29 protein-coding genes are annotated in these 26,861 nt (G+C 61.6%); 2 read left to right on the top strand and 27 right to left on the bottom strand.

The genetic code is table 11. From position 1 onward, the window contains the following. Window positions 1-83: 83 nt before the first annotated feature. On the bottom strand, window positions 84-638 hold the full coding sequence (locus tag D0Y96_RS04680) for a hypothetical protein (RefSeq protein ID WP_215601608.1): 555 nt from the start codon (window positions 636-638) through the stop codon (window positions 84-86). Between the two features lie 315 nt (window positions 639-953). Between D0Y96_RS04680 and D0Y96_RS04675 the strand changes: the two genes are divergently transcribed. Beyond that, on the top strand, window positions 954-1,559 hold the full coding sequence (locus D0Y96_RS04675) for a GrpB family protein (RefSeq protein ID WP_117298205.1): 606 nt from the start codon (window positions 954-956) through the stop codon (window positions 1,557-1,559). A gap of 312 nt (window positions 1,560-1,871) precedes the next feature. Continuing rightward, window positions 1,872-2,300: a hypothetical protein gene (locus tag D0Y96_RS04670; protein ID WP_158562212.1), complete on the top strand. Its 429-nt coding sequence runs from the start codon at window positions 1,872-1,874 to the stop codon at window positions 2,298-2,300. An 84-nt stretch (window positions 2,301-2,384) separates the two neighbouring features. Here the strand turns inward: D0Y96_RS04670 and D0Y96_RS04665 are convergent, their stop codons facing one another. The 26 genes from D0Y96_RS04665 to D0Y96_RS04540 form a co-directional block, all read right to left on the bottom strand. Further along, complete coding sequence (locus tag D0Y96_RS04665) at window positions 2,385-3,962, bottom strand: twin-arginine translocation signal domain-containing protein (protein ID WP_117298203.1); 1,578 nt, start codon at window positions 3,960-3,962, stop codon at window positions 2,385-2,387. Between the two features lie 218 nt (window positions 3,963-4,180). After that, a complete protein-coding gene (locus tag D0Y96_RS04660) occupies window positions 4,181-4,468 on the bottom strand; it encodes a Dabb family protein (RefSeq protein ID WP_117298202.1) in 288 nt (95 codons plus the stop codon). A 35-nt stretch (window positions 4,469-4,503) separates the two neighbouring features. After that, window positions 4,504-4,740 carry a DNA-directed RNA polymerase subunit omega gene (rpoZ, locus tag D0Y96_RS04655; RefSeq protein ID WP_117298201.1) on the bottom strand — a complete coding sequence of 79 codons (237 nt, stop codon included), beginning with the start codon at window positions 4,738-4,740 and terminating at the stop codon, window positions 4,504-4,506. A gap of 57 nt (window positions 4,741-4,797) precedes the next feature. Beyond that, complete coding sequence (gene gmk / locus D0Y96_RS04650; RefSeq protein ID WP_117298200.1) at window positions 4,798-5,499, bottom strand: guanylate kinase; 702 nt, start codon at window positions 5,497-5,499, stop codon at window positions 4,798-4,800. 152 nt (window positions 5,500-5,651) lie between these two features. Continuing rightward, a complete protein-coding gene (locus D0Y96_RS04645; RefSeq protein ID WP_117298199.1) occupies window positions 5,652-6,563 on the bottom strand; it encodes a YicC/YloC family endoribonuclease in 912 nt (303 codons plus the stop codon). Then, the gene (locus D0Y96_RS04640) at window positions 6,560-8,437 is read right to left on the bottom strand and encodes an ABC transporter ATP-binding protein (RefSeq protein ID WP_117298198.1); all 1,878 of its coding nucleotides are present in this window, start codon (window positions 8,435-8,437) and stop codon (window positions 6,560-6,562) included. The genes D0Y96_RS04645 and D0Y96_RS04640 overlap by 4 nt, the downstream gene beginning before the upstream one ends. A gap of 1,121 nt (window positions 8,438-9,558) precedes the next feature. After that, window positions 9,559-10,584 carry an RNase adapter RapZ gene (rapZ, locus tag D0Y96_RS04635; protein WP_117298197.1) on the bottom strand — a complete coding sequence of 342 codons (1,026 nt, stop codon included), beginning with the start codon at window positions 10,582-10,584 and terminating at the stop codon, window positions 9,559-9,561. 115 nt (window positions 10,585-10,699) lie between these two features. After that, window positions 10,700-11,578 (bottom strand): flagellin N-terminal helical domain-containing protein, encoded by an 879-nt coding sequence (locus tag D0Y96_RS04630; protein WP_117298196.1) that lies wholly within the window; start codon window positions 11,576-11,578, stop codon window positions 10,700-10,702. 80 nt (window positions 11,579-11,658) lie between these two features. Next, on the bottom strand, window positions 11,659-13,092 hold the full coding sequence (flgK, locus tag D0Y96_RS04625) for a flagellar hook-associated protein FlgK (protein ID WP_117298195.1): 1,434 nt from the start codon (window positions 13,090-13,092) through the stop codon (window positions 11,659-11,661). A 53-nt stretch (window positions 13,093-13,145) separates the two neighbouring features. Then, a complete protein-coding gene (locus D0Y96_RS04620) occupies window positions 13,146-13,400 on the bottom strand; it encodes a hypothetical protein (protein ID WP_117298194.1) in 255 nt (84 codons plus the stop codon). Window positions 13,401-13,404: 4 nt separating this feature from the next. Next, the gene (flgM, locus tag D0Y96_RS04615) at window positions 13,405-13,707 is read right to left on the bottom strand and encodes a flagellar biosynthesis anti-sigma factor FlgM (protein ID WP_117298193.1); all 303 of its coding nucleotides are present in this window, start codon (window positions 13,705-13,707) and stop codon (window positions 13,405-13,407) included. A 53-nt stretch (window positions 13,708-13,760) separates the two neighbouring features. Further along, window positions 13,761-14,123 (bottom strand): hypothetical protein, encoded by a 363-nt coding sequence (locus tag D0Y96_RS04610; RefSeq protein WP_117298192.1) that lies wholly within the window; start codon window positions 14,121-14,123, stop codon window positions 13,761-13,763. Next, on the bottom strand, window positions 14,123-15,250 hold the full coding sequence (locus tag D0Y96_RS04605) for a flagellar basal body P-ring protein FlgI (protein WP_350448965.1): 1,128 nt from the start codon (window positions 15,248-15,250) through the stop codon (window positions 14,123-14,125). Before D0Y96_RS04605 ends, D0Y96_RS04610 begins: the two co-directional genes overlap by 1 nt. Window positions 15,251-15,324: 74 nt before the next feature. After that, window positions 15,325-16,044, bottom strand: a complete 720-nt coding sequence (locus D0Y96_RS04600; protein WP_252263491.1) for a flagellar basal body L-ring protein FlgH — start codon at window positions 16,042-16,044, stop codon at window positions 15,325-15,327. Continuing rightward, window positions 16,041-16,496 (bottom strand): flagella basal body P-ring formation protein FlgA, encoded by a 456-nt coding sequence (locus D0Y96_RS04595; RefSeq protein ID WP_117298189.1) that lies wholly within the window; start codon window positions 16,494-16,496, stop codon window positions 16,041-16,043. Before D0Y96_RS04595 ends, D0Y96_RS04600 begins: the two co-directional genes overlap by 4 nt. Before the next feature lie 43 nt (window positions 16,497-16,539). Then, complete coding sequence (gene flgG / locus D0Y96_RS04590) at window positions 16,540-17,328, bottom strand: flagellar basal-body rod protein FlgG (protein ID WP_117298188.1); 789 nt, start codon at window positions 17,326-17,328, stop codon at window positions 16,540-16,542. 44 nt (window positions 17,329-17,372) lie between these two features. Further along, on the bottom strand, window positions 17,373-18,107 hold the full coding sequence (locus D0Y96_RS04585) for a flagellar hook-basal body protein (protein ID WP_117298187.1): 735 nt from the start codon (window positions 18,105-18,107) through the stop codon (window positions 17,373-17,375). Window positions 18,108-18,177: 70 nt separating this feature from the next. Next, window positions 18,178-18,660, bottom strand: a complete 483-nt coding sequence (locus D0Y96_RS04580; RefSeq protein WP_158562210.1) for a chemotaxis protein CheX — start codon at window positions 18,658-18,660, stop codon at window positions 18,178-18,180. A gap of 34 nt (window positions 18,661-18,694) precedes the next feature. Continuing rightward, the gene (locus D0Y96_RS04575; RefSeq protein WP_117298185.1) at window positions 18,695-19,078 is read right to left on the bottom strand and encodes a response regulator; all 384 of its coding nucleotides are present in this window, start codon (window positions 19,076-19,078) and stop codon (window positions 18,695-18,697) included. An 82-nt stretch (window positions 19,079-19,160) separates the two neighbouring features. Continuing rightward, window positions 19,161-20,063 (bottom strand): GspE/PulE/PilB domain-containing protein, encoded by a 903-nt coding sequence (locus tag D0Y96_RS04570; RefSeq protein ID WP_117298184.1) that lies wholly within the window; start codon window positions 20,061-20,063, stop codon window positions 19,161-19,163. Then, the gene (locus D0Y96_RS20370) at window positions 20,051-20,791 is read right to left on the bottom strand and encodes a FliM/FliN family flagellar motor switch protein (protein ID WP_252263490.1); all 741 of its coding nucleotides are present in this window, start codon (window positions 20,789-20,791) and stop codon (window positions 20,051-20,053) included. Before D0Y96_RS20370 ends, D0Y96_RS04570 begins: the two co-directional genes overlap by 13 nt. Continuing rightward, a complete protein-coding gene (locus tag D0Y96_RS04560) occupies window positions 20,792-21,799 on the bottom strand; it encodes a flagellar motor switch protein FliM (RefSeq protein WP_117298183.1) in 1,008 nt (335 codons plus the stop codon). It lies immediately after the preceding gene. Next, window positions 21,766-22,716, bottom strand: coding sequence for a FliA/WhiG family RNA polymerase sigma factor (locus tag D0Y96_RS04555; protein ID WP_252263489.1), 951 nt, complete (start codon window positions 22,714-22,716; stop codon window positions 21,766-21,768). The genes D0Y96_RS04560 and D0Y96_RS04555 overlap by 34 nt, the downstream gene beginning before the upstream one ends. 83 nt (window positions 22,717-22,799) lie before the next feature. After that, a complete protein-coding gene (gene flhA / locus D0Y96_RS04550) occupies window positions 22,800-24,899 on the bottom strand; it encodes a flagellar biosynthesis protein FlhA (RefSeq protein WP_117298182.1) in 2,100 nt (699 codons plus the stop codon). After that, window positions 24,896-26,059 carry an EscU/YscU/HrcU family type III secretion system export apparatus switch protein gene (locus D0Y96_RS04545; protein ID WP_117298181.1) on the bottom strand — a complete coding sequence of 388 codons (1,164 nt, stop codon included), beginning with the start codon at window positions 26,057-26,059 and terminating at the stop codon, window positions 24,896-24,898. Before D0Y96_RS04545 ends, flhA begins: the two co-directional genes overlap by 4 nt. Next, entirely contained in the window at window positions 26,056-26,844 is a 789-nt protein-coding gene (locus D0Y96_RS04540) for a flagellar biosynthetic protein FliR (RefSeq protein ID WP_117298180.1), read from the bottom strand. The genes D0Y96_RS04545 and D0Y96_RS04540 overlap by 4 nt, the downstream gene beginning before the upstream one ends. Between the last annotated feature and the right edge of the window lie 17 nt (window positions 26,845-26,861).

Below are 26,861 nucleotides of genomic sequence, written 5' to 3'. Positions count from 1 at the left end.
AGGAACGAATCGCGGAGGCCACGATTCGGTTGCGGAAACGTGCATGACTCGAACGAGCCATTCGGTTCGCCTGATGGGCTGGATCAGATTTGAATCGGTGCGTTATACGTGGCAGGCGCGGTCCATCGATCAGGTCTGACCTGTAAAACCGCAGTGCCTCCGCGCTTCAACGCGGCTGCTTCCCTCGTCTGCAGGGCGAAGGAGAGCATCTGCGCGATGGCAAACAGAAAAGCCATTCTTACTTTCCGATGGCGGGAGAGTACGAGGATCAGAGAAAAAATCGTGATCAGAGCCAGAAGGCCCAGCTCAAGGTCCTGACCGCCGCGCAAAAACCCGTCGAAATGCCAGTAAGATTCCGTCCACGGCATCACGAGAAGCAGAAGCGCCGTGAACAGCAGAAGGATGCGCCCCGCAACGATGGAGTCCGCAAAAAATCCATCGATACACATCCGTCTTGTCATGAAAATCTGCTTCACACGGCTTCTCAGATTAACCATATAGTACACCCCCTCTCCACAGGGACAGAGGAAGTACGAATCGAAATGGAAAACGGAAATGGAAGCGAGCGCTGTTTCCCTCCGTGCCAATCCTGTTTTCGGAAAACCCCAGCCCGGCCCGCATGCAACGAATCCGCTCATCCAATCCACGCGTTTATTAAATCCGCGTACGTTATTGGATGCGCCTGCCGAAGAAATCGTCTGGCCGCCGGACGCATGGTGCGAGTGCCGGGTGCCCCATGTCCGGATTTTCGGACATGAGAGCCAAACAAAAGGCTACAAATCCTGATTCCTGTCATCCTGAGCGAAGCGACCGCAGGTCGCGTAGTCGAAGGATCTGCATTTCCTCGTTGCAATCTGCTCCATCCTTTGCCCTACAGCCTGCCTTGCGCGCACCCTAAGTGTCTGGACTCAGACGCGGATTCTGCACACACCTGGACATCCCTTCCAGCCATCATGCGGGATATTCCCGCAATTCACTACACTAACCAAATGCACGATCCCGCACAGGCGAGACGGGCGCTCGGCCATGTCTCCATCGTCTCTCCGGACCCGTCCTGGCCGGAATATTTCTCGCGGGAGCGTGCGCGGCTGCGGTCCTTCCTTGGCCCCCTGGCCGATGAGCTTCAGCATTACGGGAGCACCGCCGTTCCCGGACTCAGCGCGAAACCCATCATTGACATGATGACGCCCGTCGCCTCTCTTGAGCAGGCGGACGCGCTGAGCGAGCAGCTTGCAGCCGCAAAGTACCGCAGGATCGATGCAGGTTTCTTCAAACGGCGCTTCTTCCGGAGAACAGCCGCAGATACGAACCTCGCCTGGCATCTCCACCTGGTCGTTGCGCCCGCCTGGCCCGTCAAAAATGAGCTGCTGCTCCGTGACTGGCTGATCCGTCGCCCTGACGTCGCCCGCGCCTACGAGGCGCTGAAGATGGAACTGGCAACCGCATACGGCGACGACATGCCGCGATATACCGAAGGTAAAACCATCTTTCTGCGAAAAGCCGTCAACGATGCGCGTCTCAGCCACGGCCTTCCGGCCGAGCACGACTGGGATGAATAGTTCCTCCTGCCTGCGACGGCCAACGCGCTCATACAATGTGAAGAGCAATCCCGTCTGAACAGAATCTGACTGCGGCAATCATGGAGTTATCCGGGGGTGTTATGGCGTTTCGCGTTTTACGTCATCCGCATGAAACTAAAATCGGTATGTCGCAGTCTTCCCACAGCAGGAGAATTACCCTTCACAGGAAAGACTATGAAAATCATAGCGTTCGTTGCATTTCTCTTCGCTGCATTGATATCAGCATCTGCCCAGGCTCCGTTAGACGGCCCTCTTCCTCCATCCTGTGGTCCCAGGTACGACACGTTCAAGGTGAAGCTGGACAACTCCCGGCACTCACTAGCGCAGCCTGATTCCGGAAAAGCACTGATTTACTTCATTCAGGAAAGAGTTGCCGTCGTTGGCGTCGCCGACTCCATGTTATTCGGAATTGACGGAACGTGGGTGGGCGCCGATCGTGGCAATTCGTACTTTTCGGTCTCCATCAATCCGGGAGAACACCACATTTGTGCCGCGCTGCCTTACTACCGGCAGACAAAATCCTCCGGCTTCCATCGCGAAACAAAAATCGTGGTGCCGATACAGCTCGATGCGAAGGCGGGAAAAACTTATTTCTATCTCGCACAGCATGTTACGGCAGGTTACACGCTGGAAGTAACTCCGGTCAGCAGGGACGAGGGTAAGTATCTGATCGCTTCATATCCGCTAAGCGTTTCCCACAACAAACACGAAAAGGAATAGCACGCCATTCCGGCTGGATACCGCAGGCAAAAAGGCCCGCATCAGCGGGCCTTTTTGCCGAACAGCCTTCAGATCACCGCAGCCTCAGACCTCCTGCCGCAGGTTCGCGCGCAGCGTGAGTGAGCCGTCCTCATTGAGCTGCTGGTGGCAGGCCCAGCGCACCGGATAGCGCATCTCCTTCACCTCGATCTCCGCTTTCAGTTTCAGCCCCTGCCACTTCGTTCCCTTCGGCAGCACGATCTGCGCCTGACGAATCTTCCCCGGCAGCGGATACCCCGGATCGAGACAGCCGCTCCGCAGCGGCTTGCCGTCCTCGCTCTCCACCGTCACCCGCAGCACGCCCGGAACCCCGGCAATGCCGTCATTCGCAAAGCCGATAATCAGCCCCGTATAGCCATCGGCCTCATAGCCCCAGATGAACGATGGCCGCACGCGATACCCGATCTTCCGGTTGATCCGGTCGAACCACGCCGGATACGCCTGGTAGTAGCCCGCCAGATTCTGTGCGCTGATCTGATGAAAGTTCCACAGCGACCAGTAATTCGCCCCGATATCCATCACATGGGCAATCATGTTCTCTGCCGGAGAGATGCCCTCGACGCTGGCCTTCGGGTCCGCCGGCTTGCCCGGAAGCCCCTGCTCGAGCAGCGCTCCAATCCACGGCGGCCGGTTGCTCAGCGCCTCGATCTGTTCGTTCTCGATAAAAATCGTGTCGCTGCGAATCCAGTTATTGCTCCGCACCGTGCAGTCCAGCATCTCCGAGTTCCCTACCCGGCTGAAGTCCGGCTGCGTGTTGGTCAGCAGCGGTGTCTTCTTAAAGTTATCGAGCTGCACTTCGAGCATGTCCATCCACGTGCGCTCCGCCGTCTGGTAATCGGGAAAGGGATTGTTGCTGAAGGGCCACGTATGCCCCTCGCCCCAGAACCCGTACATGAAGGTGTCGATAAACTCGACCGACGGATTGCCGTCGAACTCCGCCGCCAACTGTCCCACCAGCTCGCGAAAACACTGCTGAAAGAAGGGATCGTCGAAGCGCGGCTGATACCGCGAGTAAGGATTCTTCACAAAGCGCGCTCCCGCCGCCTGATCCTTCGGATCGTTCAGCACCAGATCCACCTTCGGCACCCGCTCCAGCACAAAATCCGGCAGCGCCGGCGCGTGCCAGTAGTCCGGCGCGGACATCTGAATGCGCAGCCCCACCTGCTTGCCGCTCTTCTTCGCCAGATCGAAGACCAGCTTCACGTAATCCGGCAGCTCCAGCCGTCCCGGCCGGGGCTGAACCTCCCGCCAGGTGGGACGGATATACAGCTTCTGCCCCAGCGGAAAGTTCACCAGATCCTCGATCCCCTTCGACACGTTGTCCGACTTGATCTCTTCGGTTCCCATGTCCGCCGTAATGTAGGTGACCAGCCCTTTGCCGTAATTCGGCACCACCTCGTCCGAAGGCGTCGTGGTCATCACCACCTCGTCGCTCGGTATCACCGCATCCGGCGGATACTGCGGAAAGGGCCCCTGGTTCAGCCGGTCTTTTACCGCCGGCCCCGATCCAAAGTCGTACTTACTCCAGTTATGGGCAGGCACAATGCCCTGCGCCGCGCCGGTGCCGATCCCGAGCACGCCGGCCGCGGCAGCGCCGCCTTTCAGAAAGTCTCTCCGCTGCATCAGGTTCGTGTCTCTCTTTCCGGTTCAGATCATTCCGCTGAAGACCAGCAGCACTATATCGTCGGCATCCGGCTTCCTGCAAAACAAATCGTAAAGGAAACAAAGAAAACGCAGGAAAAATGAAAGCAAAACAAAAGGCCCGCCATCGCCGGCAGGCCTTTGATTCTGCTGAATGTCCCCGAATTTACCGAATCGCCGCTGTTTGCTACCCGCGGCGATCAGACCTCGAAATCGACCTCGACCGGATCGACCAGCGGCACCAGCCAGCTCAGCAGCCGCTGATGCACCGGATGTCCGTGATACGCTTCGAGCGAAGCCAGGTCCGTGAACTTCATCACCCCGCCCAGCTCATAGCCCAGCGACCGCGGCGAGAGATTCGTTCCCACCCATGTCTCGTCCAGCCCCGGAATCTGTCCCTGAAGCGCTCGAATCTCGTCGATCACGCGCTGCTTCTGTTCTGTCGTAACACCCGGCTTCCACCGGAACGCAAAGGTATGAATGACCATGCGGTCATTCTACCCGCGCTCAACGATGCCTGTTGTTACGAGATCACGAACCGCGGTACATCCGGCGAAGCGATCTCCGGTTTCACAATCGGAGTGTTCTCATGCCGCACATACGCCACTTTCCCGGCTGCGATCTCTTCCTGCGCCACCTTGCACGCCTTTGTCGATCGCGCTGAAATCAGTGGCTGAGAACCGTTCTGAAGCTGCCGTGCCCGGCGCGCCGCCACCAGCACATAACGGAAATTACTGTCGAACTCCTGTTGTATGCCCATCTCTGCTCCCCTGGCCTTCTGAACCCGATCTCCCCGTCCGGCCCCGGCAGCCGCCTGTCAGACGTGCACCGGCGTCACCCCGAACTTCTCCAGTACCGGCCGAATCCGCGCCTCAGCGTTCTTTTGCCTGCATCCTTCCGCCAGCCGGATCAGCCGTTCCGTATCCGCCGTGATTTCGCCGCCCTGACGGCGCACGCGCTCCGCCGTCACAATGGCTGCCAGTTCTTCCACGGCCCGGTCGAGAATATCGTTGACGAGAATATAGCCATATTCGCGGTAATTCTCAATCTCCTGTTTTGCTTTCGCCAAACGCCGCTCGATAATCTCGTCCTGAATCTTCCCCTCGGCCCGGCTCCGGTTCCTCAGCCGCATCGCCAGAATCTCCGGACTCGGCGTCACCACAAAGATGCTCACCGCCTCCGGAACCTTTGCCCGCACCTGCGTCGCGCCCTGCACGTCGATATCCAGCAGCAGATCGCGCCCCCGCGCAAAGGCATCGTCCAGAGTCTGCCGCGCCGTTCCGTAGTAGTTACCAAAGACATCGGCATACTCCAGAAACTCGCCGGCCTCGATCATCTGCTGAAACGTTTCCCGCGTCGTGAAGTGATACTCGCGGGCCTCTTCTTCCGATCCGCGCGGCGGCCGCGTCGTGTACGAGACCGAAAATTCCAGTCCGTTGACCAGCGACCGCAGCTGGTTCACCAGCGTCGATTTCCCCGATCCCGATGGCGCCGAAATGATGAATAAAATACCAGCCAAGTGTGTGCGCTTCTCCTTAAGCGATACCTGCCTTTTCGGTAGAAGCACCAGGCTTCAGCCCGGTGAATATAGCCGGAAAAGGAAAGGGGGGCTTTAGCCCCGGTGCTCTTCAGACCCTTCTCATCGGGCACGCCCTGCCTCTCTACTGGCAGTTATTCTAAATTCTGAACCTGTTCTCTGGCTTTTTCGATCTCCGACTTCATCGCCAGGCCGGTTTCCGTTATGCGTGGACCATTTCCGGCAACGCCGCCCGTCTTGGAAAGCAGCGTGTTGGCCTCGCGGTTCATCTCCTGCAGCAGAAAATCCAGCCGCTTGCCGACTTCTCCGCCTGCATGCAGCAGCCCGTGAAAGTGATCGATGTGCGTCCGCAGCCGGGTCACTTCCTCTTCCACATCGCTCTTCTCCACCAGCAGCGCTACCTCCTGCAGCAGCCGGTCCTGGTCGAGACTGCTGTTCAGCACTGCCTGCAGCCGCGTCTGAATGCGATCCAGATAGGCCTGCTGCACGTTCTCGCGCAGCTTCGCAACTTCTTCCACATGCACCAGCAGCCGATCCATCCCGCCATGCAGATCCACCGCCAGCACGCCGCCCTCCTGGCCGCGCATCGCATTCAGCGCATCCACCAGCCCGTCGATCTCCGGCAGCACGGCCTTTTCCATCGTCTGCATCTCTTCTTCCGAGTTCCGCGAGTCCCCCGTCAGCACGCCCGGCAGCCGAAAGATCACATTCAGATCCGGCTCCTCGCGCAGTCCGTGCTCCTTCGCCGCCGTGCGGAAGGCGGCGATGTAGCCGGCCACCAGCGCCGCGTCGTAGCTGGCTTCGGCCTTCTGGCTGCGATCGAGGCTCAGCGTTACCTCCACGTGGCCGCGAATCAGCTTTTCCTTGAGCGCCCGCCGCAGCTTCATCTCCAGCGCATCCGTTCCGCCCGGCATGCGCATGTGCAGATCCAGAAAGCGGTGATTCACGCTCTTCAGGCTCAGTGAAAAGCCCAGCGTCTCTGTGACGCGCCCGGCAATGCGCGCGTACCCCGTCATCGAATGCACTGTCTTCGCCGCCGTCGTCATAGCTCTGCTTTCCCCATCAGCGCCGGCTCCGCTGTCATCGCTTCATCCATATCGATAAACTGCAGCCGGTACAGCTTCTGATACGTGGGCGATATCTGCAGCAGCTCCTCATGCGATCCCACCGCCGTAATCCGCCCGCCTTCCAGCACCACAATTCTGTTGGCCCGGCGCACCGTCGACAACCGGTGCGCGATCACGATCACCGTGCGCGCCGCCATCAGATTGCCCAGCGCCACCTGCACCAGCGATTCGCTCTCCGTATCCAGCGCCGACGTTGCCTCGTCCAGAATCAGCACCGGAGCATTCTTCAGAATCGCCCGCGCAATCGCCAGCCGCTGCCGCTCACCGCCCGACAGCCGAAAGCCCTTCTCGCCGATCAGCGTGTCGTACCCGTCCGGCATGCGCAGAATAAAGTCATGCGCCAGCGCCGCCTTCGCCGCCTCCTGCACGCGCGCGAACGAGACGTCCGGCTGACCGTACGCAATGTTGTTCCGCACCGTGTCGTTGAACAGAATCGTCTCCTGCGTCACCTTGCCGATCTGTTCCCGCAGCGAAGCCAGACTCACCTCGCGCAGCTCGTGCCCGTCAATCAGAATCCTGCCACCCGTCGCATCGAAGAAGCGCGGAATCAGATTCACCAGCGTCGACTTCCCCGCGCCGCTCGGCCCCACCAGGGCCAGCACCTCGCCCTGCCGGATCGTCAGATTGATATCGTGCAGCGCTTCCTTCTCGCCCTCATCGTCGCTGTATGCAAAGCTCACATGCTCGAGCGCAATGCTCTCCCGAAAGCCCTTCAGCACATGAGGATGACGCGCCTCGCACACCTCATCCTGCGCGTCCATAAAATCGAAGATCGCCGACGATGCGCCCAGCGCCTGCTGAAAGCTGTTGTAGTACTGCGCAAATCGCCGGATCGGGTCATAGAGCTTGAACAGCGCCACGATGAAGGCGAAAAAGGTGCCCACCGTCATCGCGTGGCTCTGAATGCGCCCGCGTCCCACCAGCAGCAGCAGCGCAATCGCCACCGCTCCCACAAAGTCCATTAAAGGAGAGCTGATCGCCTGCGCCCGCACCGAGCGCAGATTGGCGCGGAAGAGCCGCCGTGCCGCCTGGCGAAAGCGCAGCAGCTCCCAGAACTCCATATTGAAGGCTTTGACGATGCGGTTGCCGGTGATCGTCTCGTGTAAAATGTTCTGGATCTCGGCCAGCCGGTCCTGCCCTTTGCGCGTCGTCTGCCGCACATCGCGGCCGATCCGCCGCATCGACACGATCACCACCGGCACAAACAGCAGCAGAATCCATGCCAGCTTCCCGCCCAGCGCGATCACCAGAATGACGGTGAAAAAGAGCGTGAAGATCTGCTGCAGAAAATCCGACAGCACCGACGAGGTGGCATACTGCACCCGTTCAATGTCGTTGATCAGCGCCGACAGCAGCGTTCCCGTCGCATGCTTCTGAAAGAACGAGACCGACCGCCGCAGAATTGCCTCATAAAGGTCGTCGCGCAGATCGGTAATGGTGCCGAAGCCGGCATAATTCGCCAGATAGGTGCCGATGTAATCGCAGATGCCCTTGAGCAGCGTCGAGACCACAAAGGCAAACGCCACCACGCTCCAGTCGTTGTGAATCCAGCTCGGGACCAGGCTTTGCAGCGTGATGTGCAGATGGAAACGGGCGCCGATCTCGGTCAGCAGCGAATTCTGTTTGACGCTGCCGGCCGTCTGCCCCGGGTGCAGCACATTGTCGAAGATCGGTCCGACCAGAAAAACACGAAAGGCGTCGAAAAGTCCCACCCCGGCGGCCAGTACCACCGCCGCCAGGCTCTGCAGCCAGTACCGGCGCGCATAGTACAGCAGGCGCCAGACTCGCTTCACGCGCGCCCCGTTTCAGACCAGGAAGAATCAGGCATCCTCGTATTCTAGGGGATTCCGCGCCGCCCGGCATCTCCCATCTGCCCGGCAGCCGGTGAATCCCTCCTTGCCATCCCGGCATACCGCTTGCCATCTTTAATCCTTCTCCTGTCATCCCGAATCTGCCTTCTCATCCCAAACCTTCCCCTTCTCATCTCCGAGCCCTTCCTTTTGTCATCCCGAGCGAAGCCGAGGGATCTGCATTTGCTTCTCGTGAGGTGGGTGTTCGCAGAATCCGGGTGCCCCACCTTCGCGAACCGGGGTCCCCGGCGAACAACGTTCGCTGGGGTGGAGAAGCTAAGGTGGGAAGGCTTCATCGCTTTGTATCAGGGCACGGCTTTAGCCGTGCCGAACCAGCCTCAAAAACTAAAGGGCTTCAGCCCCTGTGCGACTCAGCCACGGAACACTTCCCCTCTCGCGTCAGCAAGACCCGGTAGAAGCACCGGGCTTTAGCCCGGTGAATAAAGATGTAAGAAGAAAGGGGCTTTAGCCCCGGCTCCGCCAAAACACGAAACCACCAGGGTGCTCCATGTCCGGATTTTTGGACATGGGAATGAGAATCTCTCCCCTTTGTCATCCCGAGCGAAGTCGAGGGATCTGCATTTGCTTCTCATGAGGTGAGTGCTTGCAGAGCCCGGGTGCCCCCACCTTCGCGAACCGGGGTCCCCGGCGAACAACGTTCGCTGGGGTGGAGAAGCTAAGGTGGGAGGCGTCATCGCTTTGTATCAGGGCACGGCTTTAGCCGTGCCGAACCCATCCTCAAAACCAAAGGGCTTCAGCCCCTGTGCGACATAGCCGCGGAACACGTCCCCTCTCGTGTCAACGAGACCGGACGCACCTGTCAAGCCCCCTGACCGCTAACCTGTTCCGGAAGAAGCACTTCGGAAGAAAGATTCCGGAATGGATTTCTTCCCCGTTTTTTATACTGGAAACAGGAGAAAACCGGATGGGCATCTCTGTCTGGCCTCACAGCTATGATTTCTTTTAAAAACAACAGGATAGCCGGGGATAACCGAAGTAATACCTTCGTAAGATGTTGAAAACAAATGATTTAGCGCGCCTATAGGGTCAAAAAGAAAACGCGCTTAACGGGGCATATCCCGGTGCTCGGTTTTGACCCGATACCCCTGATTCGAGAGCCGCCGCGCAATCTCTTCGGCAATCATCACCGAGCGATGCTGTCCGCCCGTGCAGCCGAAGGCCAGCGTCAGATAGCTCTTGCCCTCATGAATGTAGTGAGGCAGCAGAAACAGCAGCATCTCCGTCACCCGCTCCAGAAACTCCTTCGTCTGCGGAAACTTGAGGATGTACTGAATCACCTCCGGGTCCTTCCCGGTCAGCGGACGAAACTCCGGCACGAAATGAGGATTGGGCAGAAAGCGAACATCGAAGACCAGATCGGCTTCGAGCGGCAGACCGTTCTTGTAGCCGAAGCTGAGCGACGAGACCAGCAGTGTGCTGCCGCCGCTGTCCTGACGGAACTTGTTCTGAATGTAGGCGCGCAGCTCATGCACATTGAAGTTCGAGGTATCGACGATCAGATCGGCGACATTCCGGATCGGATCGAGCAGCTTCCGCTCCGCCTGAATCGCCCGCGCCACCATCTCCTCGCGCCCCAGCGGATGCGGTCGCCGCGTCTCGGAGAACCGCCGCAGCAGTGCCGGCTTCGAGGCCTCCAGATAGACCACCGAGGTGGGCAGAATCTCCCGCACTTCCTTCAGAATCGCAGCAAACTGATCGAGGCTCTGCCCCTCGCGCACATCCACCACCAGCGCCGCCCGCCGAATCTCGACCGACTGCGCCACCAGCTCGGCAAAGCGCGGCATCAGCGCAATCGGCATATTGTCGACCGCGTAAAAGCCGAGATCTTCAAAAGCCTTCAGCGCAGAGGCCTTGCCCGAACCGGAGAGCCCGGTCAGCACCACCAGGTCGCGCGTCTCATGCGCCCTCGCCGCTGCTGCTGCTGCCGCTCCGGTCAAAGAAGCGGCCGGAGTACGATCCGCGCTCTTTGCAGACTTCTTATCGGCTGCGGGCCTGCGCCGCTGATTCCCCTTACTCCCGGATGGCGGCGGCGGTGCAGGAACGCTCCTGCTGTCTTTACGGGGAGGCATGCGCCCATCCTAGCATTCTGTCATTTCATCCTGTCACTTCACCTGATACATGCCACAGCACTTCATGCTCGCGGCTCAGTTACAGCGGTTACAACGGTGCGGTGATCGGTTCAGGTCACAGATAGTTGAACAGAGTGCCCTCTTTCTCGATGATCGAGATCGTCTGCGAGATCGCCGACTGCTGCGACTCATCGAGGCTGAGCTGTGTCGCCGCCTGCGCCGTATCCGTCTGCAGCAGATTCGTCTGCGCCGCCTCGGCATCGGCCGACTGCGTTCCGTTGTAGGTCTGCGCCGCTTCAAGCCGCGTCATCGAGTTGTCGAGCGTGACCCGCTGCGCACTCAGCCACGTCATCGCCGTGTTCAGGGCCGTGGTATCCGCCGCCGCGGTTGCCGAAGGCGTGCCGGAGGAGTAATCCGCAATCAGGTTGTTCAGCGCGGCCATCACATTGCCTCCGCTGCCGGAGAAGATCTGACTGCCGGGAAGATTAAGCTGAATCTTCTGTCCGCTCGGCGTCTCCAGATAGCTCACCACCGTATCGCCCTGATATGTGCCGGTTGAAGAGTACGCGGGAGTATTGCCCTGACTGCCGGAGAAGACATACTGGCCCAGATACGTCGTATTCGCCAGCGCCACCACCTCATTGAGAATGCTGCCCAGCTGCGAGGAGATCGACTGAATATCGGAGGCATTCAGCGTTCCGTTGTTGGCCTGCGTCGCCAGCGAAAGCGCCTGGGTCAGCTGGCTCACCACGCCTCCCAGCGCCGAGTCGCTGACCTGCAACATGCTGTCGACCGCATCCGACGTCTGCGAAAAGGTGTCTTCGACGCCCAGCTCCGCGTTCAGCAGCACGTTGCTGCCCACCGCCACCGGATCATCGCTCAGTGCATTGATCCGCCGGCCATCGGAGATCTCCTGGCTGATCTGCGCCTGATTGGCCGTCGCCGCATCGAGTGCCGCCGTCAGATTGGAAACATACTGCGAATCCACACGCATCGCTTTCTCCTCGCTTCTCCCTGTTTCTCCCGTCTCTGCCCCGTACCGCTCTGCCTGATCCGCTGCGCCTCGATCTGTGTTTAGCTGATGGAGGTCTCCACACCCAGATTCAGCGCCGACACCATTACCTCATCGAGAATGGTGAATATCTTCGAAGCCGCCTGATACGACTGCTCGAAGGCCTCCAGCGACGCAGCCTCTTCGTCCTGATTCACGCCGGAGAGCGAGCCGATCTGATTGTTCAGCTGCGTCAGCGATGAGTTCTGCGCCGTATTCTCCGTCGAAACCTCGGAGACCAGGCTGCCCAGGCCGGTGACAAAGGCCGAGTAATAGCTCGTCGCCGTGTCCCCGCCCACGATCGTCGCACTGGCGAGATTCGCCATCGCCGTCGCGTTCGTATTGTCCGACGAGCCATTGCCCGAAACCGCTGCAGCCACCAGAGACGGATCGCTCATCACGACCGACAGATTCGCCGCCGATCCCTCCGGATTCGCTGCCGTCGCCGTTCCCGGAAGGCTGAAGATCGCCGTTCCCGCATTGCCGTTCAGATCGGTTCCGGCCTCGTTCTGTGTATTGACCGCAGATGCCAGCGAGTACGCCAGCTCATCGAGCGCATGCTGCGCCTGCGGAATGTCCTGGTCACGCGTTGTGAGAATGCCGCCCAGTTCCCCGCCGCCTGAGGTCAGATCGGAGGTGATATCGGCGTTGGCCGCGTCGTAGAAGTGTGTGACCCCGTTCTTCATGCCGGTCGTAATCGCATACGACTGGCCGCCGGAGACCAGCAGCGCGCCACTCGAGGTGGTCAGCGTCAGGCCGTTATCCTCGGTCTGAATCTGGTTGAATCCGATCAGCTGCGAGAGCTGGGTCAGATCCTGCTGGCGCTGATCCTCGAGCACGCCGGCATCGCTGTTCGGACTCGTCGACTCGATCTGGAGGTTGAGGCCCGCGATATTCTGCGTCAGCGTATTCACCTCGCCGGCAATGCCGCTGCTCTGCTGGTCGAGCGCCTGCTGCTGGCCGGAGAGCTGCGAGGCCACGCTGTTGAAGTCGTCGCTGAGTGTCGTCGCCGCGCTCAGAACCCCCTGCCGCGCCGCGTTGCCCGACGGACTTGCCTCGAGCGAGGAGAGCGAATCGAAGAACTGCGTGATGTCATTTCCGATGCCGTCCGCAGTATTGTTGCTGCTGCTGGTATTGGAGGTCGCGTCGGAGAAGAGCTCCTGCAGCTGATCGAGCGCCGTCAGCCGCGCGCCCGAGGCGCTCTCCGCCTGCGTCTGCTGCTGCATGCTCTGCTCGAGCACCCGGTCCCGCTGCGAGACCGGCCCGGTCACAATGGCTCCGTCGCCATAAGTGGTTCCGTTCAGCGTGACCGAATCGTTCTCTTCCCAGTTCGCCACCTCGCGCGTATATCCCGGCGTCGAGGCATTTGCGGTGTTGTTGGCGACAATGTCGAGCGCCGCCTGATCGGCATCGAGCGCTCCGGTGGCAATGCTGAATGCGGTATTGAGAGTGGCCATAGTCTCCGTCCTTCGTTCCCTGTCGTTGCGCCGCCGGAATGCCGCCGTACCGCTCAGCCCCGGAAGGGCGGCCAGGCACTCCGCCGCTCATCTCCGGGCAGATGTCTGCTTCCCGCCAGACGGAGGTTGTGCCGCGTATATCCCAGCATTCGTGCCAGTACCCTGCTGCGTGTCATCACTTCCTTCCGCTCTCCTGCCAGAGGTGGCGAGACCGGATGCATCGCCGCCTCCGCCAGGGCTTCCAGCCTTTCCGCGTCGACACGCGTCAGAGCTTCAATTGTCTCGTTGACCAGCATCAGAGCGTTCATCCCGTCACCTCTCCAGCATCGAACCCATCAGTTTCTCCGCCACCGCCGAAGCGCTGACGCTGTACGTGCCTGCAGACAATGCCTGCTGCACCTCTTCCACCTTGTCCATGCGCACATCGGGCAGCGCAAGCGCCTGATGCACCAGAACCGCTGCGTCACTCAGATGTGCTTCATCACTGGCCGTCGTACCGGTTGCCGGATATCCTCCGGCTACTTCTGTCGCCGGCGTCTCTATCGCCTGAGCTCTCTCCGCCGCCGGTACAGCCTCTGCCTGCCGCACTCCCTGAAACTGACTTCCAATGTCCATACACTCCGAACTCCTCTCTCTGATCCCTGCATCGGCAAGGGAGAGGAAGCACTTTAGTCATTTCTGATGTTCGACTCTGAGACAGTTCTCACACTTCCGTGGGACGGCTCCGCTTTGCCCGCCGCCCCGGTCTTTTCGAAGTGCTTCAGAATCTCCGTGGCGATCCCGAAGCCGCCTCGCTCGGAGATAGCCTTTGCCATCGACTCTGACCCGAAGCTGGCTAGCGCATTCTGGCTGTCGTCTCCGTCCTCCTGGCCGTCCGCCCCGTCAGAAAACAGGCTGTGCCGCTGCATCGGCTCCAGAAGCTCCTTCATCAGAGAGGCTTCAAACTCGTGCGCCGCCGATTTCAGCCTCGGATTGTATGGCGCAGCGGCTCCGGCGGCAGCGCCGGTACCGGTCAGTCGGCTTGCCTCCATCACAGCACCTCCAGTTCCGCATCCAGAGCCTGGGCCTCTTTCATCGCCTGCAGAATCGAGATGATGTCCCTCGATGTCGCGCCAATCTCCTGCAGGCGCTCCACCAGGTCGTCGACGGTCGCTCCCTCGTGCAGCTCGATCTGATTGGCCGGCTTATCCTGCGCCTGAACCGAGGTTTGCTGCACGACCTGGGTCGTTCCCTGCCCCAGCGCATTGGGCTGCGACACTTCCATCCGGCTTACCACATTCACAATCAGCCCTCCCTGCAGAATCGAGACCGGCTGCAGGCGCACATCGCCCCCGATCACCACCGTTCCCGTGCGTTCATTCACGACCACAATCGCACGCGGATAGACCGCCGTTTCCACACTTTCGACACGGGCAAGGAGTGCCGGCAGATCCTCATCTGGGCGGGGTGCGAGAACAATTCTCCGGCTGTCGACCGCGTGGGCCAGATCACGCCCCAGCGTGTGATTGATGGCATCCGCCATCCTCTCCGCAGTGCGGAAGTCGGCGTCGTTCAGCAGCAATGAGAGAGGACGCAACTGCGAAAGATTGAGCGGTACGGCGCGCTCGACAATCGCTCCCGAAGGAACCCGTCCCGTCGTCGGGTGATTGAGCGAGCGGGCATTGCCATTGCTGCTGACCGAATATCCGCCCAGCACCAGAGGGCCCTGTGCCTGGGCATAGATCTGTCCGTCGGCTCCGTAGAGCGGGGTCATCAGCAGCAGACCACCCTCGAGACTCCGCGCATCCCCTGCCGAAGAGACCGTGATATCCATCTTGTTGCCGGGCTCGGCAAAGGCCGGCAGCGTCGCCGCCACAAAGACCGCCGCCATATTCTGTACCCGCATCTGGGCCGCCAGCGAGGATTGCTGCAGGTTCACTCCCATGCGCTGCAGAGCCGAGATCAGGGTCTGCACAGGAAAGACGGTCTGCGAGCTGTCGCCGGTACCGCGCAGCCCCACGACGATACCGTAGCCCACCAGCTGGTTGTCGCGAATTCCCTCGACCGTCGCCAGATCCTTCACCCGCACCAGCCTGGTATGTGGAGTGGCCTGCGCGCCGGCGGATTCCGCTCCGGTGCCGGTCTGCGCTGCCGCCGAGAGCGGGCAGAAGACCGGCAAAAGGCTGCACAGCAACAGACTTCGCGCGCAGCGCCGCATTGTGTCCATCCAGCCTGATCGCACCCTCGAACTCCTCAGAAGATCAGCAGTTTTTCGAGCAGACGCACAATGGCATTCTGCCGGTATGTGTAATCGTTGATGATGCCCTTGCCGGTCACTTCCACCTCAAGATCGGTGATGGCCGTCGAAAGCACCTGATTCTGAGAGCTGATATCGTCCGGCCGCACGAGACCGCGCAGCGTAATCAGCTCCGTCTGCTGGCTGAAGGTCACCTGGCGCACGGCCTCGATCACCAGCATTCCGTTCGGCAGCACATCGGCCACCTCTCCGCCCAGCGTCGTGCTCAGGCTGGAATTCGTCACGCTCTGTCCCTGCGCGTTCAGCCCCGAGGAGGAGTTCTGATTCAGCAGATTGTTCAGCACGTTGCCCCCGGTACGCTTCCCCAGCAGGGCGGAGATCGAAGAGCTGGCAGTGGAGGCGCGCGAGTTCTTGACTGTGCCGTCGGTCGAAGCCGCCAGGCTCTCGGAGACCACGACGGCGATCGGATCGTGAAGGTGCATCGCGCGCACGTCGGCGGTGAGCCGCGAGAAGCGCCCGTCATCCCTCCAGATCGAGCCCGGCGTGCGGGTGTCGATGCTGGCCTGCGCCTTCACCCGCGTGATATAGGCGCGCAGCTCGGCATCCGGAGGAGAGCTCTTTGCCGTCTGGGTCTTTTTGCTCTTTGCCGCATGCGCAGGCAAAGAGCAAAAAAGCAGAAGACACAGCGCCGGCAGCAGAACAAAGCCCGGCTTCATCGTTTCCTCCATCCCGTTGCCGCAGGCAGCAACTCGACTGAGGCCGGCCCGCGTACTACCCCGGTCAGCACGGTTCCGGAAAGACCGGTTCGCACGCGAATCTTTTGTCCTGAGTGCCCGGCCTCGAGCGCTGTTCCGGTCAGACGCATGTCAGCTGCTGACTCCCGCTGCCACAGGGTGACGCGCATACCGTTTGTCACCTGGGGAGAAGAGGGCGTGATGCGAGCCGCTTCCATGCTCTGCGCATCGCCAGCCGCGGGCGTCTCCTGCGAAGGCATGAACAGGGCCGGATGGTCCGGATGGGCGCAGTCGATCATCATGGCCCATCTGCGATGCAGGCCGGCATCCTCCCAGTAGCGGTAAATCCGGGTCGTCGATCCGCTCCGGCAGGGAGCCGCATGGGCGACAGGGCTTCCAGCCAGCATGGCAATCAGCAGAGGTATGGCTCGCATCGTTCTTCTCCTGCTCTTCCTGCTTCTCTGAGGTCTCTTCCTGTTACCGGGCCATATTGTTGACCTGGCTGTACATGTCGTCCGCGGCGCGAATCACCTTGGAGTCGCTCTCATAGGCGCGCTGCGAGAGCACCATCTGCACGAAGGCGCTGACCACGTCGACGTTCGAGTTTTCGAGATATCCCTGCTGAATGGTTCCCAGTCCCTGCGTGCCACCCGGAGTATCGAGAATCGGATCACCGGAGGAGAGCGTCGCCGTGTACAGGTTCGATCCGACGCTGTCGAGGCCTCCGGGATTGACGAAGGTCGCCAGCTGGATCTGCCCGAGCTGCGTCGGGTTCTGCTGACTGGGCAGCGTCGCATTGACGACGCCATACGGCGTGATAGTGATGGCTGTGGCGTTGGAAGGAATGGTGATATTCGGAATCAGCGTGTTTCCGTTGATATCAACCAGCATTCCCTGATTGTTGGGAGTGAAATTGCCGGCGCGCGTGTAGGCCAGCGTGCCGTCCGGCCGGGAGACCTGAAAGAAGCCTCCGCCCTGAATTGCCATATCGTACTGGCCGTTGGTCTGGTTGAGATCTCCCTGGGTCATGATGATCTCCGAGGCCGCAGACTTCGTGCCGAGACCGACCTGGAGACCGGCGGAGACCGCCTGCTGGCTCTGCGCCGCGCCGGGCGTGATCAGGTTCTGGTAGATCATGTCCTGGAACTGCAGCTGCCGCTGGCGAAAGCCCACGGTCGAGGAGTTGGCCAGGTTATTCGCAATCGTGTCAAGGTTGAGCTGCTGCGCGCTCATGCCGCTGGCCGCTGTATAAAGAGCTCGAATCATCGCATTCCTCCGTGCATCTGCCGATCTGCGCGCACTCTCTGCCGCTATACCTTCGGAAGGTCTTCGCTGGCTGTCTTGTCAAACTCTCCGTTGAAGATGGAGAGCGCCTTCTGCATCATCTCGGCCTGCCGCTGCACCAGGATCAGCTGCAGACTGCCCTGAATCACATCCTCGTTCGAGGATTCGAGCGCTCCCTGGCGAATCGATCCGTCCGCCGCGCGACGCACCGCATTCTTCACCGGCGCATAGCGGTTGGCGCCCTCCGCCTCGATGTCGGAGGCCGATGGAAAGGTAAACAGCCCAATCCTTCCGGCGACGGCGCCGCCCACGGAGACAGCCCCATCGGAGCCGACCGTGATCTCGCCATCCGGAATCTGAATGGCTTTGTTCTGCGCATCGAGCACGGGATCGCCATCGGCGGTAATCAGCATGCCCTGCCGGGTGCGCTGAAACTGGCCGTCCCGCGTATAGCGGATGCCCTGCTTTGTCTGAATGGCGAAGAATCCCTCGCCCTGGATGGCGAGGTCGAGCGTGTTGCCGGTCGGCGTCATCGCTCCCTGTCCCAGGTCGAGCCGATTGCCGCCCAGTACGCCAAAGTCGTTGACGGTACGGTTCAGCTGGGACCCCGGAGCATCCGGCCCGACAATCGCATCACGGAAGTATTCGCGCTCGGCGCGAAATCCGCTGGTGTTCACATTTGCCAGATTGCTGGCCGCCGAATCGAGGGCTTCGGTTCGGGCCAGCAGTCCGGAAAAAGCTGCATAGTAGCCGCTGTCCACCGTTTCTCTCTCCTGCCCTTACCTGTTGCAGAAGAAGTGCCAGAGTCGGCGGCCGCAGATGAGAAAGCTCTCAGCGAATCTCTTCGGAGAAGATGGTAAAGCTGAAGGCGCAGCTCTCAAACTGATAGCAGCGCTCGATGCGAAACTCCGCGCGCTGCGGATACAGCTCATAGCTGGTTCCGGTAACTACAGTCGGTGTCGAAAGCATGCAGGCCGAGGCCAGGGCGGGCAGTTTTCCCTTCCATGCTCCGGCGATCATATTGCAGACCTCACCGACCGCGTCCTTCACCGTTGGATCGAGCCCTGTGATCTCCATCCCGGTCAGATGCTCGGCCATGCGTATGGCCACACTTTCGCCGGCGCGCAATACGCAGGCCCCGCTCATCGCGCCCGCAAGCCCGATGACCGCCGAGATCGTCTCCCGCTCCTCGGCCGGCCACTCCTCCACGATCGAGCAGGGCAGGCCCATCATCATGCCGAAGACCTCCTCGACCGTCTGGTCAAGGTGCTGACGATAGACCTCTGCTTCCGAAATCCTTGCCGATGTTGCCATTCTCTTCTCCGTTTCGCGGTGGTTTAGCTGAAGCTCAGACTGCGTCGAGCAGCGGGAGTACCCGGTCCTTGACCTGCTCCGGAGTGAAGGGTTTGCGGATATAGCCCATGGCGCCGGCCGCAATGGCCTCGCGCACATGTTCCTCGCTGCTCTCCGTCGTGATCATGACCACCGGCGTATCCGGCGCCAGATTACGGGCCTGCATCTGGCGCAGAAACTCGAGGCCGTCCATGTGCGGCATGTTGATGTCGGAGAGAATCAGATCCACCTGTTCTCTGTGCAGAAGATCCAGGGCTTCCACCCCGCTTGCAGCCTCAAGAACCGTTGAAAGCTCAAGGCCGGCCTGGCGCAGGGCGCGTTCCACAATCTTTCTCATCACGGAAGAGTCGTCCACGATCAGCGTGCGAATCCTGTTCATTTGGTGAGTGCTCCCCTTCTTCTCCGGATTATCGGCAGGGCCGATCCGGACTTCAGAGCGGCTCCCGGGGGGAAACTCCTGGTCATCCGAACCGGGTGATCGAGCACACGACGTCTTCCGTTTCGTCTTCCTGTGCCGGCGCGCCCTTTCGATGCCACAGGCGCAGCCAGAAGTACTCCCGCAGCCTCACGAGTTTCCCCTCCTGCGGTTTTGTGGCTTCGATTACCCGGGTCAGCTCCTGCGTCAGAACAGATGAAGAGGCCGCTTCGATCAGCCGGGCGGCGGGAAAGCGCTCTCCAAGCATCACCGCATGGGCGGCGCGAAACTCTGAGCCGTCGGCCAGACCCGCCTCCACCCGCAGCCCTGTCATACGCTCGAGAGCAAAGGTCACACAGCGATCGATCCGATCGGCAAAGGCCACATACAGCACGCTTGCTGCAGCCACATGCAGCGGCAGAACTCCAAAGGCATCGAGAAAGAGCCGCGGCACCAGGCCGCAGACCGTCTCCGGCCGATAGTTTGCAATCTCAAAGACCGGACAGTTCCACTGGATGCCGAGCGCACGGGTCAGCAGCCGCTCCTCGAGACCGGTCTGCTCGACCAGCCACGTACCGACGCGCACCGCCTGCTTCCCTTTTGCGATTGCCTCGCGGTGTGCATCGAGTGCCGCACGAAGCTGCTCACGGGAGATCCATCCCTTTTCGAGCAGGATCAGCCCGATGGGAACACGATGCCGGTGCCCCTGCGGAAGGTCGGCGGCACCCTCCGTCTCGCGCCGCAGACAGCCTTCGACGGCTGCACGCGTGCATTCGGCGCTGCATGTCCAGCCGCCCTCGATCACCGGCGCCTGCCGGTTTCGCCATAACCGCAGCCAGCTGCTGCCGCACTTTGGATTGGCGCAGACCGGAAAGAGCGCGGAGTTTCCCCGCACCGCGCTTTGAAGAGACACCTCTTCATGAGGCTTCGGCTTTGCTAAAACAGGCATCGGATGCTCTCCAGGCGGCTCCGCGGCTCCGCCACTTCGGTGACGCGCAGCCCGAAGTTTCCATGCACCAGCACCACTTCGCCGCGGGCAACGATCTTGTCGCCCACCACCAGATCCACCGGATCGGTGACGTTACGATCAAGCTCCACCACGTCGCCTGGTCCCAGATCGAGGACCTCCCGCAGTGGCAGCTCCCGCGAGCCGAAGCGCAGCGACGCCTCCAGCTCAATATCGAGAAACAGATCCAGATTTTTCACCCGAGCTCCGGAATCGGCCGCAGCCGTTTGTGTGGTTCTCCCGCTGTCCTTCTTTCGCACTTCATCGGAAAAGGTGATGCGTACCGCCGAAGCGCTGAAGCGCATTTCATAGCTGACGGCGAGGCTCCCGAGCGGTTCTCCGGATACTTCGCGGCATTCCACCGCAGAGGTTCCGGGAACCGATTCCGCAGCGGCGCAGAGCCATGCCGCCCATCGGTCTTTTCTCTCCTGCCGCTGCCCCTGCTGCTGATCTTCCTGTTGCGGGCTGCCGCCGGCCGGCAGCGGAAGGCTGGCCCAGTCGGCAAAGGTTCGCAGACGCCCCGCATGCTCTCCTTTTATGGTCAGCTCGAGCGCGGCACTCTCCGGATCGACAGAAGAAGACGCGCAGGGCGCAAAGAGAACCGATTCATTCAGCTCACGCTGCAGCACCCGTGTGACCGCAGCCAGAAACTCATCCAGAAAGTTCTTCATTTAGTCTCCCGTGTCCTCTCTGTAGGAAACCAGGTGGGCCCCGCGCTGCTCTCCGTGTCTGACCGCTACCGCCTGGAAGCGTGAAATGCCGGCGATGCGAAACTCCGCCGGGTGATGCGCGCCCAGAGGCAGGCGCAGGATCATGCCCTCCTCGAGACGCTCCAGCTCCTGTGCCGCGAGGCGCATCGGGGGCAGCTGCAGCGCAGCGCCGAAGCGGGCATGCGCCAGACGCTTTCGCATGCGCTCGCGAATCTCGGCCGGATGCTGGCGCTGCCGAGTCCAGTCGCCGCTCAGCCGCCGCAGAATCGTATTCGAGACCACCGCCGGAAAGGCCAGATTCAGCAGACCGCTGGCTTCGGCCATGCGAATCTCGAAGCTCAGGCAGAGCGTCTTCTCCGAGACCGGCATCAGCCGCGCCACCTGCGTCTGCATCTCGCGGCGCTCAAAGTGGAAGTTCAGCCCCACCGGCTGCCAGGCGCTGCTCAGCTCGCGGCAGATCGCTTCGACGACGCTCGACAGAATCGACTCTTCGATGTCGGTCAGCTCGCGCAGCTGTCCGGAGCGGCCTTCGCCGCCCAGCAGCAGATCGACGATCGAGGGAGCCGGCGCAAGATCCATCTGCAGCACCGAGACCGCACGCAGCGGCTCCAGACGTACCGAGCAGATATAGGCCAGCTCCGGAATGCGGAGCATAAACTCGTTGAACGGCATCTGCTCGGCAGAGACCAGATTGACCTGAAAGCGGCTGCGCAGCCATGCGCCCAGGTTGTGGGTGAGATTCCGGGCAAACATGTCGTTGAGCAGGCTGATGGCGCGAAGCTGCTCGTTGCTGATCTGTCCGGCACGGTTGAAGCTGTAAGGCTGGACATGGCTCCTGTTCTCCTGGACGGTCGACTGCCTGCGCGCCCGCGCCGCCTGGAAGAGCTCATCGATCTCATTCTGCTTGAGTGCTTTCTTTTCCATCATCCGTCCTGTCAGTGACCGGCCCGCGTACGAGGTGCCCGCCATGCTGTGCCTGCGGGGCGTTTCGCGCCCTTTGCCGCAAAGTCGGCCAGCAGCGCACGAAGGTGCAGCACGGCGCCGGCGTGAATCTGAGAGACCCGCGACTCGACGACACCCAGCGTCAGCCCGATCTCCTTCATCGTCATCTCTTCGTAGTAGTACAGCGTCATCACCAGCCGCTCCCGCTCCGGGAGCTGCTCAATGGCCTCCACCAGCCGCTCCCGCAGCTCTCCGTGCAGACAGCGAAAGAGGGGATCATCCTCCGGCCGGTTCGGAATATAGGCGAGCTCCTCTTCGCCCGAATCCTCGGCCCGCTCCATGTGCAGCGTGCCGATCTCAAGCCCCTTCAGCTCGCCCAGAAGCTGCTGATAATCGCTCAGCTCCATCTCAAGCTCGGCCGCAATCTCGGTCTCCGACGGCGCGCGCCCCATCCTTGCCGTCAGCCTGCGAATCGCTTCTTCCACAGCGCGGCCTTTGCGCCGCAGATCTCTCGGACCCCAGTCAAGCGTGCGCAGGCTGTCCAGAATGGCGCCGCGGATGCGGAACTGCGCGTAGCTGCGAAACTGTACCTTCTTGGCCGGGTCGAACTTCTGAAAGGCGTCAATCAGACCCAGTACGCCCGCGCTTACCAGATCTTCCATCTCCACATGCTGAGGAAGCCGTTCGTGGATACGCCTCGCCAGATAACGCACGATAGGCAGATGCTCAACCATCAGCCTCTCCTGTTCGGACTGGGAGTTCTCGCCCGCATATCCTGTGGCTCTGGCCGCCTCTTCTGCGAAATCTCCTCCGGCATCGGCCGGGGCGGTGGAAAGCCTCAGAACCGCGCCTTCCTGGAATGCAGCCTCGCGGAGCGTCAGCTCCACGGAGGCCGGCCGTACCTCGGTTCCTGAAATCCTCTGCGCCCGCACCGTGTTTTCCATATCTGTCCTGTCCGTATCCGGCCTGACCGTGACTTTCCCGACGGCTGTTCTCTTCCTGCTCCGCTTTTTCTCTGCGCCGGCGATCACCGCACCACTCCGATCGATCGCAGCCGGACTTCGGGGGAGATCTCGGCAGGCGAAAGAACGCTGATCTTCGGCATCACAGGCTCAAGCCAGCGCCGCAGGTAATATCGGGCCGGACTCTGACAAAGGAGCACGGGACGTGCCGAAGATGTGCCGGAACCGATTAGCTGTTTCAAAGAATCGGCGATGCGGCGGATGACCGGCGTCGACGGCCCACGGGTATCGGCGGAGAGGCGCGCCGCGCCCTCCGGATGACAGGCCGCTGCCAGCTCCTCCTCGATCGCAGGATCGAGAACCACGACCCGCAGCGTGCCGTCGCCGTCGAGCAGCGGCTGCACCACGCGCCGTCCCAGCGCCTGGCGGGTGGCCTCCACCAGATACGCGAGGCTGCGGTTCTGCGGCGCCGCTTCGACCAGCGTTTCAAGGATCGTCCCCAGATCGCGGATCGAGACCTGTTCGCGCAGCAGCTGCTGCAGCACCTTCTGCACCTCGCCGAGAGAAAGCGTCTTCGGCACCAGCTCTTCGACCAGCTTCGGATGGCTTTCATTCAGGGCATCGAGCAGCCGCTTCGTCTCCGCGCGCGTCAGCAGCTCGTGCGCATGTTGGCGGATCATCTCGCCCAGATGCGTGCTGACCAGCGTGACCGGATCGGCCACGGAATATCCGGCCGCCAGCGCCTGGTCCTCGAGCGCCGGCTGAATCCACTTCGCGGGCAGGCCGAAGGCCGGCTCCCGTGTCTCCCTGCCGGGCAGCGGACGGGGCTGCGCGTCGCTGCTGACCGCGAGCAGCGAGCTTCCCTCCGTCTGCCACCGGCCGATCTCCATGCCGCGCAGCGAGAAGACATACTCCCGCGGCTTCAGCCGCAGATTGTCGGAGATATGCACGGGAGGCACCAGAAAACCGAGATCGCCGGCCAGATGGCGGCGCAGCATCCGCACCCGGGTCAGCAGCTGTCCACCCTGTTTTTCATCTACCAGCGGGATGAGCTGGAAGCCGATCTCGAGGCTCAGCTCGTCCATTTTGAGCAGCGAAGCCATCTCCTCGCCCCGCGCTCTGGCGTCGGCCTTCTTTGCCGTCTCCTGTGGTGCGGCATCCGCCTCCGGACGCTTCTCCATCCTTCGCCCCAATGCCATCAGGCTGGCTGCCGGCAGAAGAAAGGCCAGCTTCGGAAGCCCCGGGACCAGACACAGCGCAGCCAGCACGCCTCCTGCGATGTACAGCGTGGTGCCGCGGCGAAAGAGCTGGCTTCCCAGCTCGCTCGACAGCGCTCCGGAGGTCGATGCCCGGGTCAGCACAATGCCGCCCGCCACCGAGACCAGCAGCGAAGGGATCATCGTCACCAGACCGTCGCCCACCGTCAGCGTGGTGTAGGTTTTAAGCGCTTCGCTGACCGCCACTCCCTGCTGCAGCGTGCCGATCAGCAGCCCGGCCACGATGTTGATCGAGGTGATCAGGATCGTGGCCAGCGAATCGCGCTGGTTGAAGCGCGCCGCGCCATCCATTGCGCCGTAAAACTCCGACTCCTGAGCCAGCGCCTGGCGGCGCTTTCTGGCCGTGGCCTCATCGATCAGGCCCGCATTCATGTCGGCGTCGATCGCCATCTGCTTGCCGGGCAGCGCGTCGAGGGTGAAGCGGGCCGTCACTTCCGCGGTGCGCACCGCGCCGTGGCTGACCACCAGAAACTGAATCGCGATCAGCGCCAGAAAGAGCACGAAACCCACGACATAATTGCCGCCCACCACGAACTGCCCGAAGGCCTCGATGACCTTGCCGGCCGCGGCTGTTCCTTCGCTGCCATGCAGAAGAATGCGGCGGCTCGAGGCGATGTTGAGTGAGAGGCGGAAGAGGGTCAGCAGCAGAAGCAGGGTCGGAAAGACGGAGAAGTCCACCGCCTTTCTCACCTGCACCGCCGACAGAAAGACCAGCACCGAGGCCGCCATCGAACAGGCCAGCAGCAGGTCCATCAGCAGTGCCGGAATCGGAATCAGCATGACGAAGATCACGCTGATGGCGCCGGCCGGCAGCGCCACTTCTCTCAGCCGATGAATGAATCCGCCATGCTTCGGCGTGGCCGCAGGCAGAAGCGTTGCAGTACTCATGGTTGTTCTCCTCCCGAATAAGCGTGTTGCATGGTGGCTGCCTGTGCGGCATCCTGGGCGGCCCTGGCCTGCCGCTTCTTCGCCTGCTCCCGCAGCTGTTCCTGGCGAATGCGCTCTTCCACCTGGCGGCGATAGAGCCATGCGAGAATCGCGGCCACGGCGGCGTAAAGATCGTGTGGAATCGCCTGTCCCGGCTCGACGTGCCGGTAGAGTGAGCGGGCCAGCGGCGGGTTCTCGACGATGGGCACTCCGGCCCATCGGGCCTCGCTTTTGATCTGCTCTGCAAGCAGATCCCGGCCCTTCGCCAGAACCTTCGGAGCCTCCATCGTGTCGAAGTCGAAGCTCAGCGCGACGGCATAATGCGTCGGGTTCGTAATCACCACCGAGGCCCGGCTCACATCGGCCTTCAGCTGTCTGCGGCGCATCTGGCGGCGCAGCGAGCGGATGCGCCCCCGCACCTGGGGATTGCCCTCGGTCTGCTTCAGCTCTTCACGGATCTCTTCCTTCGACATCTTCAGCCGGTCTTCGCGGCTTCGCCATTCGACCAGGTAATCGATGGCCGACCAGGCAAAAAGAATCCACGCCGTATCCTGCAGCAGCCGCCAGGCTTCTCCAAAGAGCGCCGGCATCCGTGCCAGGCTGAGCACCGGATACGTGAGCTGCTCCATCGTCAGCTTTTGAGCCATCCACAGCAGCGCTGCGACCGGGATCAGCGTCTTCGCGAGGCGAGCGGCGCCGCGCAGCGAGAAGATGTTCTTCAGATTGGTCACCGGGTTATACCGCGACCACTTCGGCTGCAGCGCTTCGGCATGGAACCGCAGTCCGCGATTCTGCGCGATCCCGCAGAGCAGCACCGCCGCGACTCCGGGCAGCAGCACCGTCACCAGCGGCAGCAGCGCCACGACCGTGGTTCTGCGCAGCGCGAGGATCACCTCCATCGTCCGGCCTTCGTGCCACACGGCCGGAGAGCCGAGAGAAAGAAAGTCGTCATAGGCTCCGCGCCATCGCATCACCCACGACTCGGCCGCCCATCCCAGAGCCAGAACACTGGCCAGCATGCCGCAGGCCGAGAGCATCTCCCGGCTGAGGACACGGTCTCCCTGCTCCTCGGCCTTCTGCCGCCGCCGCGGTGTTGCCCGTTCTGTCTGCTCGGCGCTCATCGCAACCCCGGCTGCACTGCCGAATGCCGTACCAGCTCGGCGGCAGCGGTGAGCAGGCTGTCAAACCTGGCTTCGATAAAGCGCGGCCACAGCGCAAGAGAGCCGATCAGGACCACATAACCGCAGATCGTCTTCAGCGGAATCGCCACCGACATCACCGGCAGCTGCGGCGAAAGCCGCCCCACCATGGCCACGGCAAATTCGACCAGCATGGTCGCCGCCAGCACCGGAGCGGCCAGCTGCAGCGCAGCGAGAAAGATGCCCGCAGCCATTTGCGGCAGCACCACCCCCGGATGCGAATCCATGGCGAACCCTCCCAGCGGAGCCCAGGCAAAACTGCGCAGCAGCGCCGCCAGCAGTGTGCGGTGCAGCCCCGCGGCCAGCAGCACCAGCGTGCCCAGCAGCGAGAGCGCCTGCCCCAGCAGCGGCGTCTCCACCTTTGAATTCGGATCGAGCAGGTTGACCAGAGAAAAGCTGAACTGGATACCCAGTATCTGCCCGGTAAAGAGCAGCATCTCGTCAAGCAGGCTGAGGCAAAGCCCGAAGATGAGCCCCACGCTCAGCTCTCCCAGAACCGGAAGTACGCCGATCCGCGCCTGCGCCAGAGGCAGACCGGCCACCGCCGGAGCGATCAGGATGCTGACTGCCAGCACAAAGAGCGCTTTCACTCGTACCGGAATCGCTTCGGACGAGAAGACAGGAGCGAAGACCATCAGCCCGCTCAGCCGTACCATCACCAGCACCATGGCCGACAGAAATCGTGGCCAGCCGGGCGCGGATGGCATCCCTGCTCCGGACGCGA

It is taken from the genome of Paracidobacterium acidisoli (genome assembly GCF_003428625.2).
In the GTDB taxonomy this organism is placed as follows: Bacteria; Acidobacteriota; Terriglobia; order Terriglobales; family Acidobacteriaceae; genus Paracidobacterium; species Paracidobacterium acidisoli.
This window is presented reverse-complemented; position numbering and strand designations above follow the sequence as displayed.

Bases quoted from the DNA above. Each gene is read 5' to 3' on its own strand.
- D0Y96_RS04680 (WP_215601608.1), bottom strand. From the start codon at position 638: ATGAGCGGATTCGTTGCATGCGGGCCGGGCTGGGGTTTTCCGAAAACA.
- D0Y96_RS04675 (WP_117298205.1), top strand. From the start codon at position 954: ATGCGGGATATTCCCGCAATTCACTACACTAACCAAATGCACGATCCC.
- D0Y96_RS04665 (WP_117298203.1), bottom strand. From the start codon at position 3,962: ATGCAGCGGAGAGACTTTCTGAAAGGCGGCGCTGCCGCGGCCGGCGTG.
- D0Y96_RS04660 (WP_117298202.1), bottom strand. From the start codon at position 4,468: ATGGTCATTCATACCTTTGCGTTCCGGTGGAAGCCGGGTGTTACGACA.
- rpoZ (WP_117298201.1), bottom strand. From the start codon at position 4,740: ATGGGCATACAACAGGAGTTCGACAGTAATTTCCGTTATGTGCTGGTG.
- D0Y96_RS04645 (WP_117298199.1), bottom strand. From the start codon at position 6,563: ATGACGACGGCGGCGAAGACAGTGCATTCGATGACGGGGTACGCGCGC.
- rapZ (WP_117298197.1), bottom strand. From the start codon at position 10,584: ATGCCTCCCCGTAAAGACAGCAGGAGCGTTCCTGCACCGCCGCCGCCA.
- D0Y96_RS04630 (WP_117298196.1), bottom strand. From the start codon at position 11,578: ATGCGTGTGGATTCGCAGTATGTTTCCAATCTGACGGCGGCACTCGAT.
- flgK (WP_117298195.1), bottom strand. From the start codon at position 13,092: ATGGCCACTCTCAATACCGCATTCAGCATTGCCACCGGAGCGCTCGAT.
- D0Y96_RS04620 (WP_117298194.1), bottom strand. From the start codon at position 13,400: ATGAACGCTCTGATGCTGGTCAACGAGACAATTGAAGCTCTGACGCGT.
- flgM (WP_117298193.1), bottom strand. From the start codon at position 13,707: ATGGACATTGGAAGTCAGTTTCAGGGAGTGCGGCAGGCAGAGGCTGTA.
- D0Y96_RS04610 (WP_117298192.1), bottom strand. From the start codon at position 14,123: ATGGAGGCAAGCCGACTGACCGGTACCGGCGCTGCCGCCGGAGCCGCT.
- D0Y96_RS04600 (WP_252263491.1), bottom strand. From the start codon at position 16,044: ATGAAGCCGGGCTTTGTTCTGCTGCCGGCGCTGTGTCTTCTGCTTTTT.
- D0Y96_RS04595 (WP_117298189.1), bottom strand. From the start codon at position 16,496: ATGCGAGCCATACCTCTGCTGATTGCCATGCTGGCTGGAAGCCCTGTC.
- flgG (WP_117298188.1), bottom strand. From the start codon at position 17,328: ATGATTCGAGCTCTTTATACAGCGGCCAGCGGCATGAGCGCGCAGCAG.
- D0Y96_RS04580 (WP_158562210.1), bottom strand. From the start codon at position 18,660: ATGGCAACATCGGCAAGGATTTCGGAAGCAGAGGTCTATCGTCAGCAC.
- D0Y96_RS04575 (WP_117298185.1), bottom strand. From the start codon at position 19,078: ATGAACAGGATTCGCACGCTGATCGTGGACGACTCTTCCGTGATGAGA.
- D0Y96_RS04570 (WP_117298184.1), bottom strand. From the start codon at position 20,063: ATGCCTGTTTTAGCAAAGCCGAAGCCTCATGAAGAGGTGTCTCTTCAA.
- D0Y96_RS20370 (WP_252263490.1), bottom strand. From the start codon at position 20,791: ATGAAGAACTTTCTGGATGAGTTTCTGGCTGCGGTCACACGGGTGCTG.
- D0Y96_RS04560 (WP_117298183.1), bottom strand. From the start codon at position 21,799: ATGGCGGGCACCTCGTACGCGGGCCGGTCACTGACAGGACGGATGATG.
- D0Y96_RS04555 (WP_252263489.1), bottom strand. From the start codon at position 22,716: ATGGAAAACACGGTGCGGGCGCAGAGGATTTCAGGAACCGAGGTACGG.
- flhA (WP_117298182.1), bottom strand. From the start codon at position 24,899: ATGAGTACTGCAACGCTTCTGCCTGCGGCCACGCCGAAGCATGGCGGA.
- D0Y96_RS04545 (WP_117298181.1), bottom strand. From the start codon at position 26,059: ATGAGCGCCGAGCAGACAGAACGGGCAACACCGCGGCGGCGGCAGAAG.
- D0Y96_RS04540 (WP_117298180.1), bottom strand. From the start codon at position 26,844: ATGCCATCCGCGCCCGGCTGGCCACGATTTCTGTCGGCCATGGTGCTG.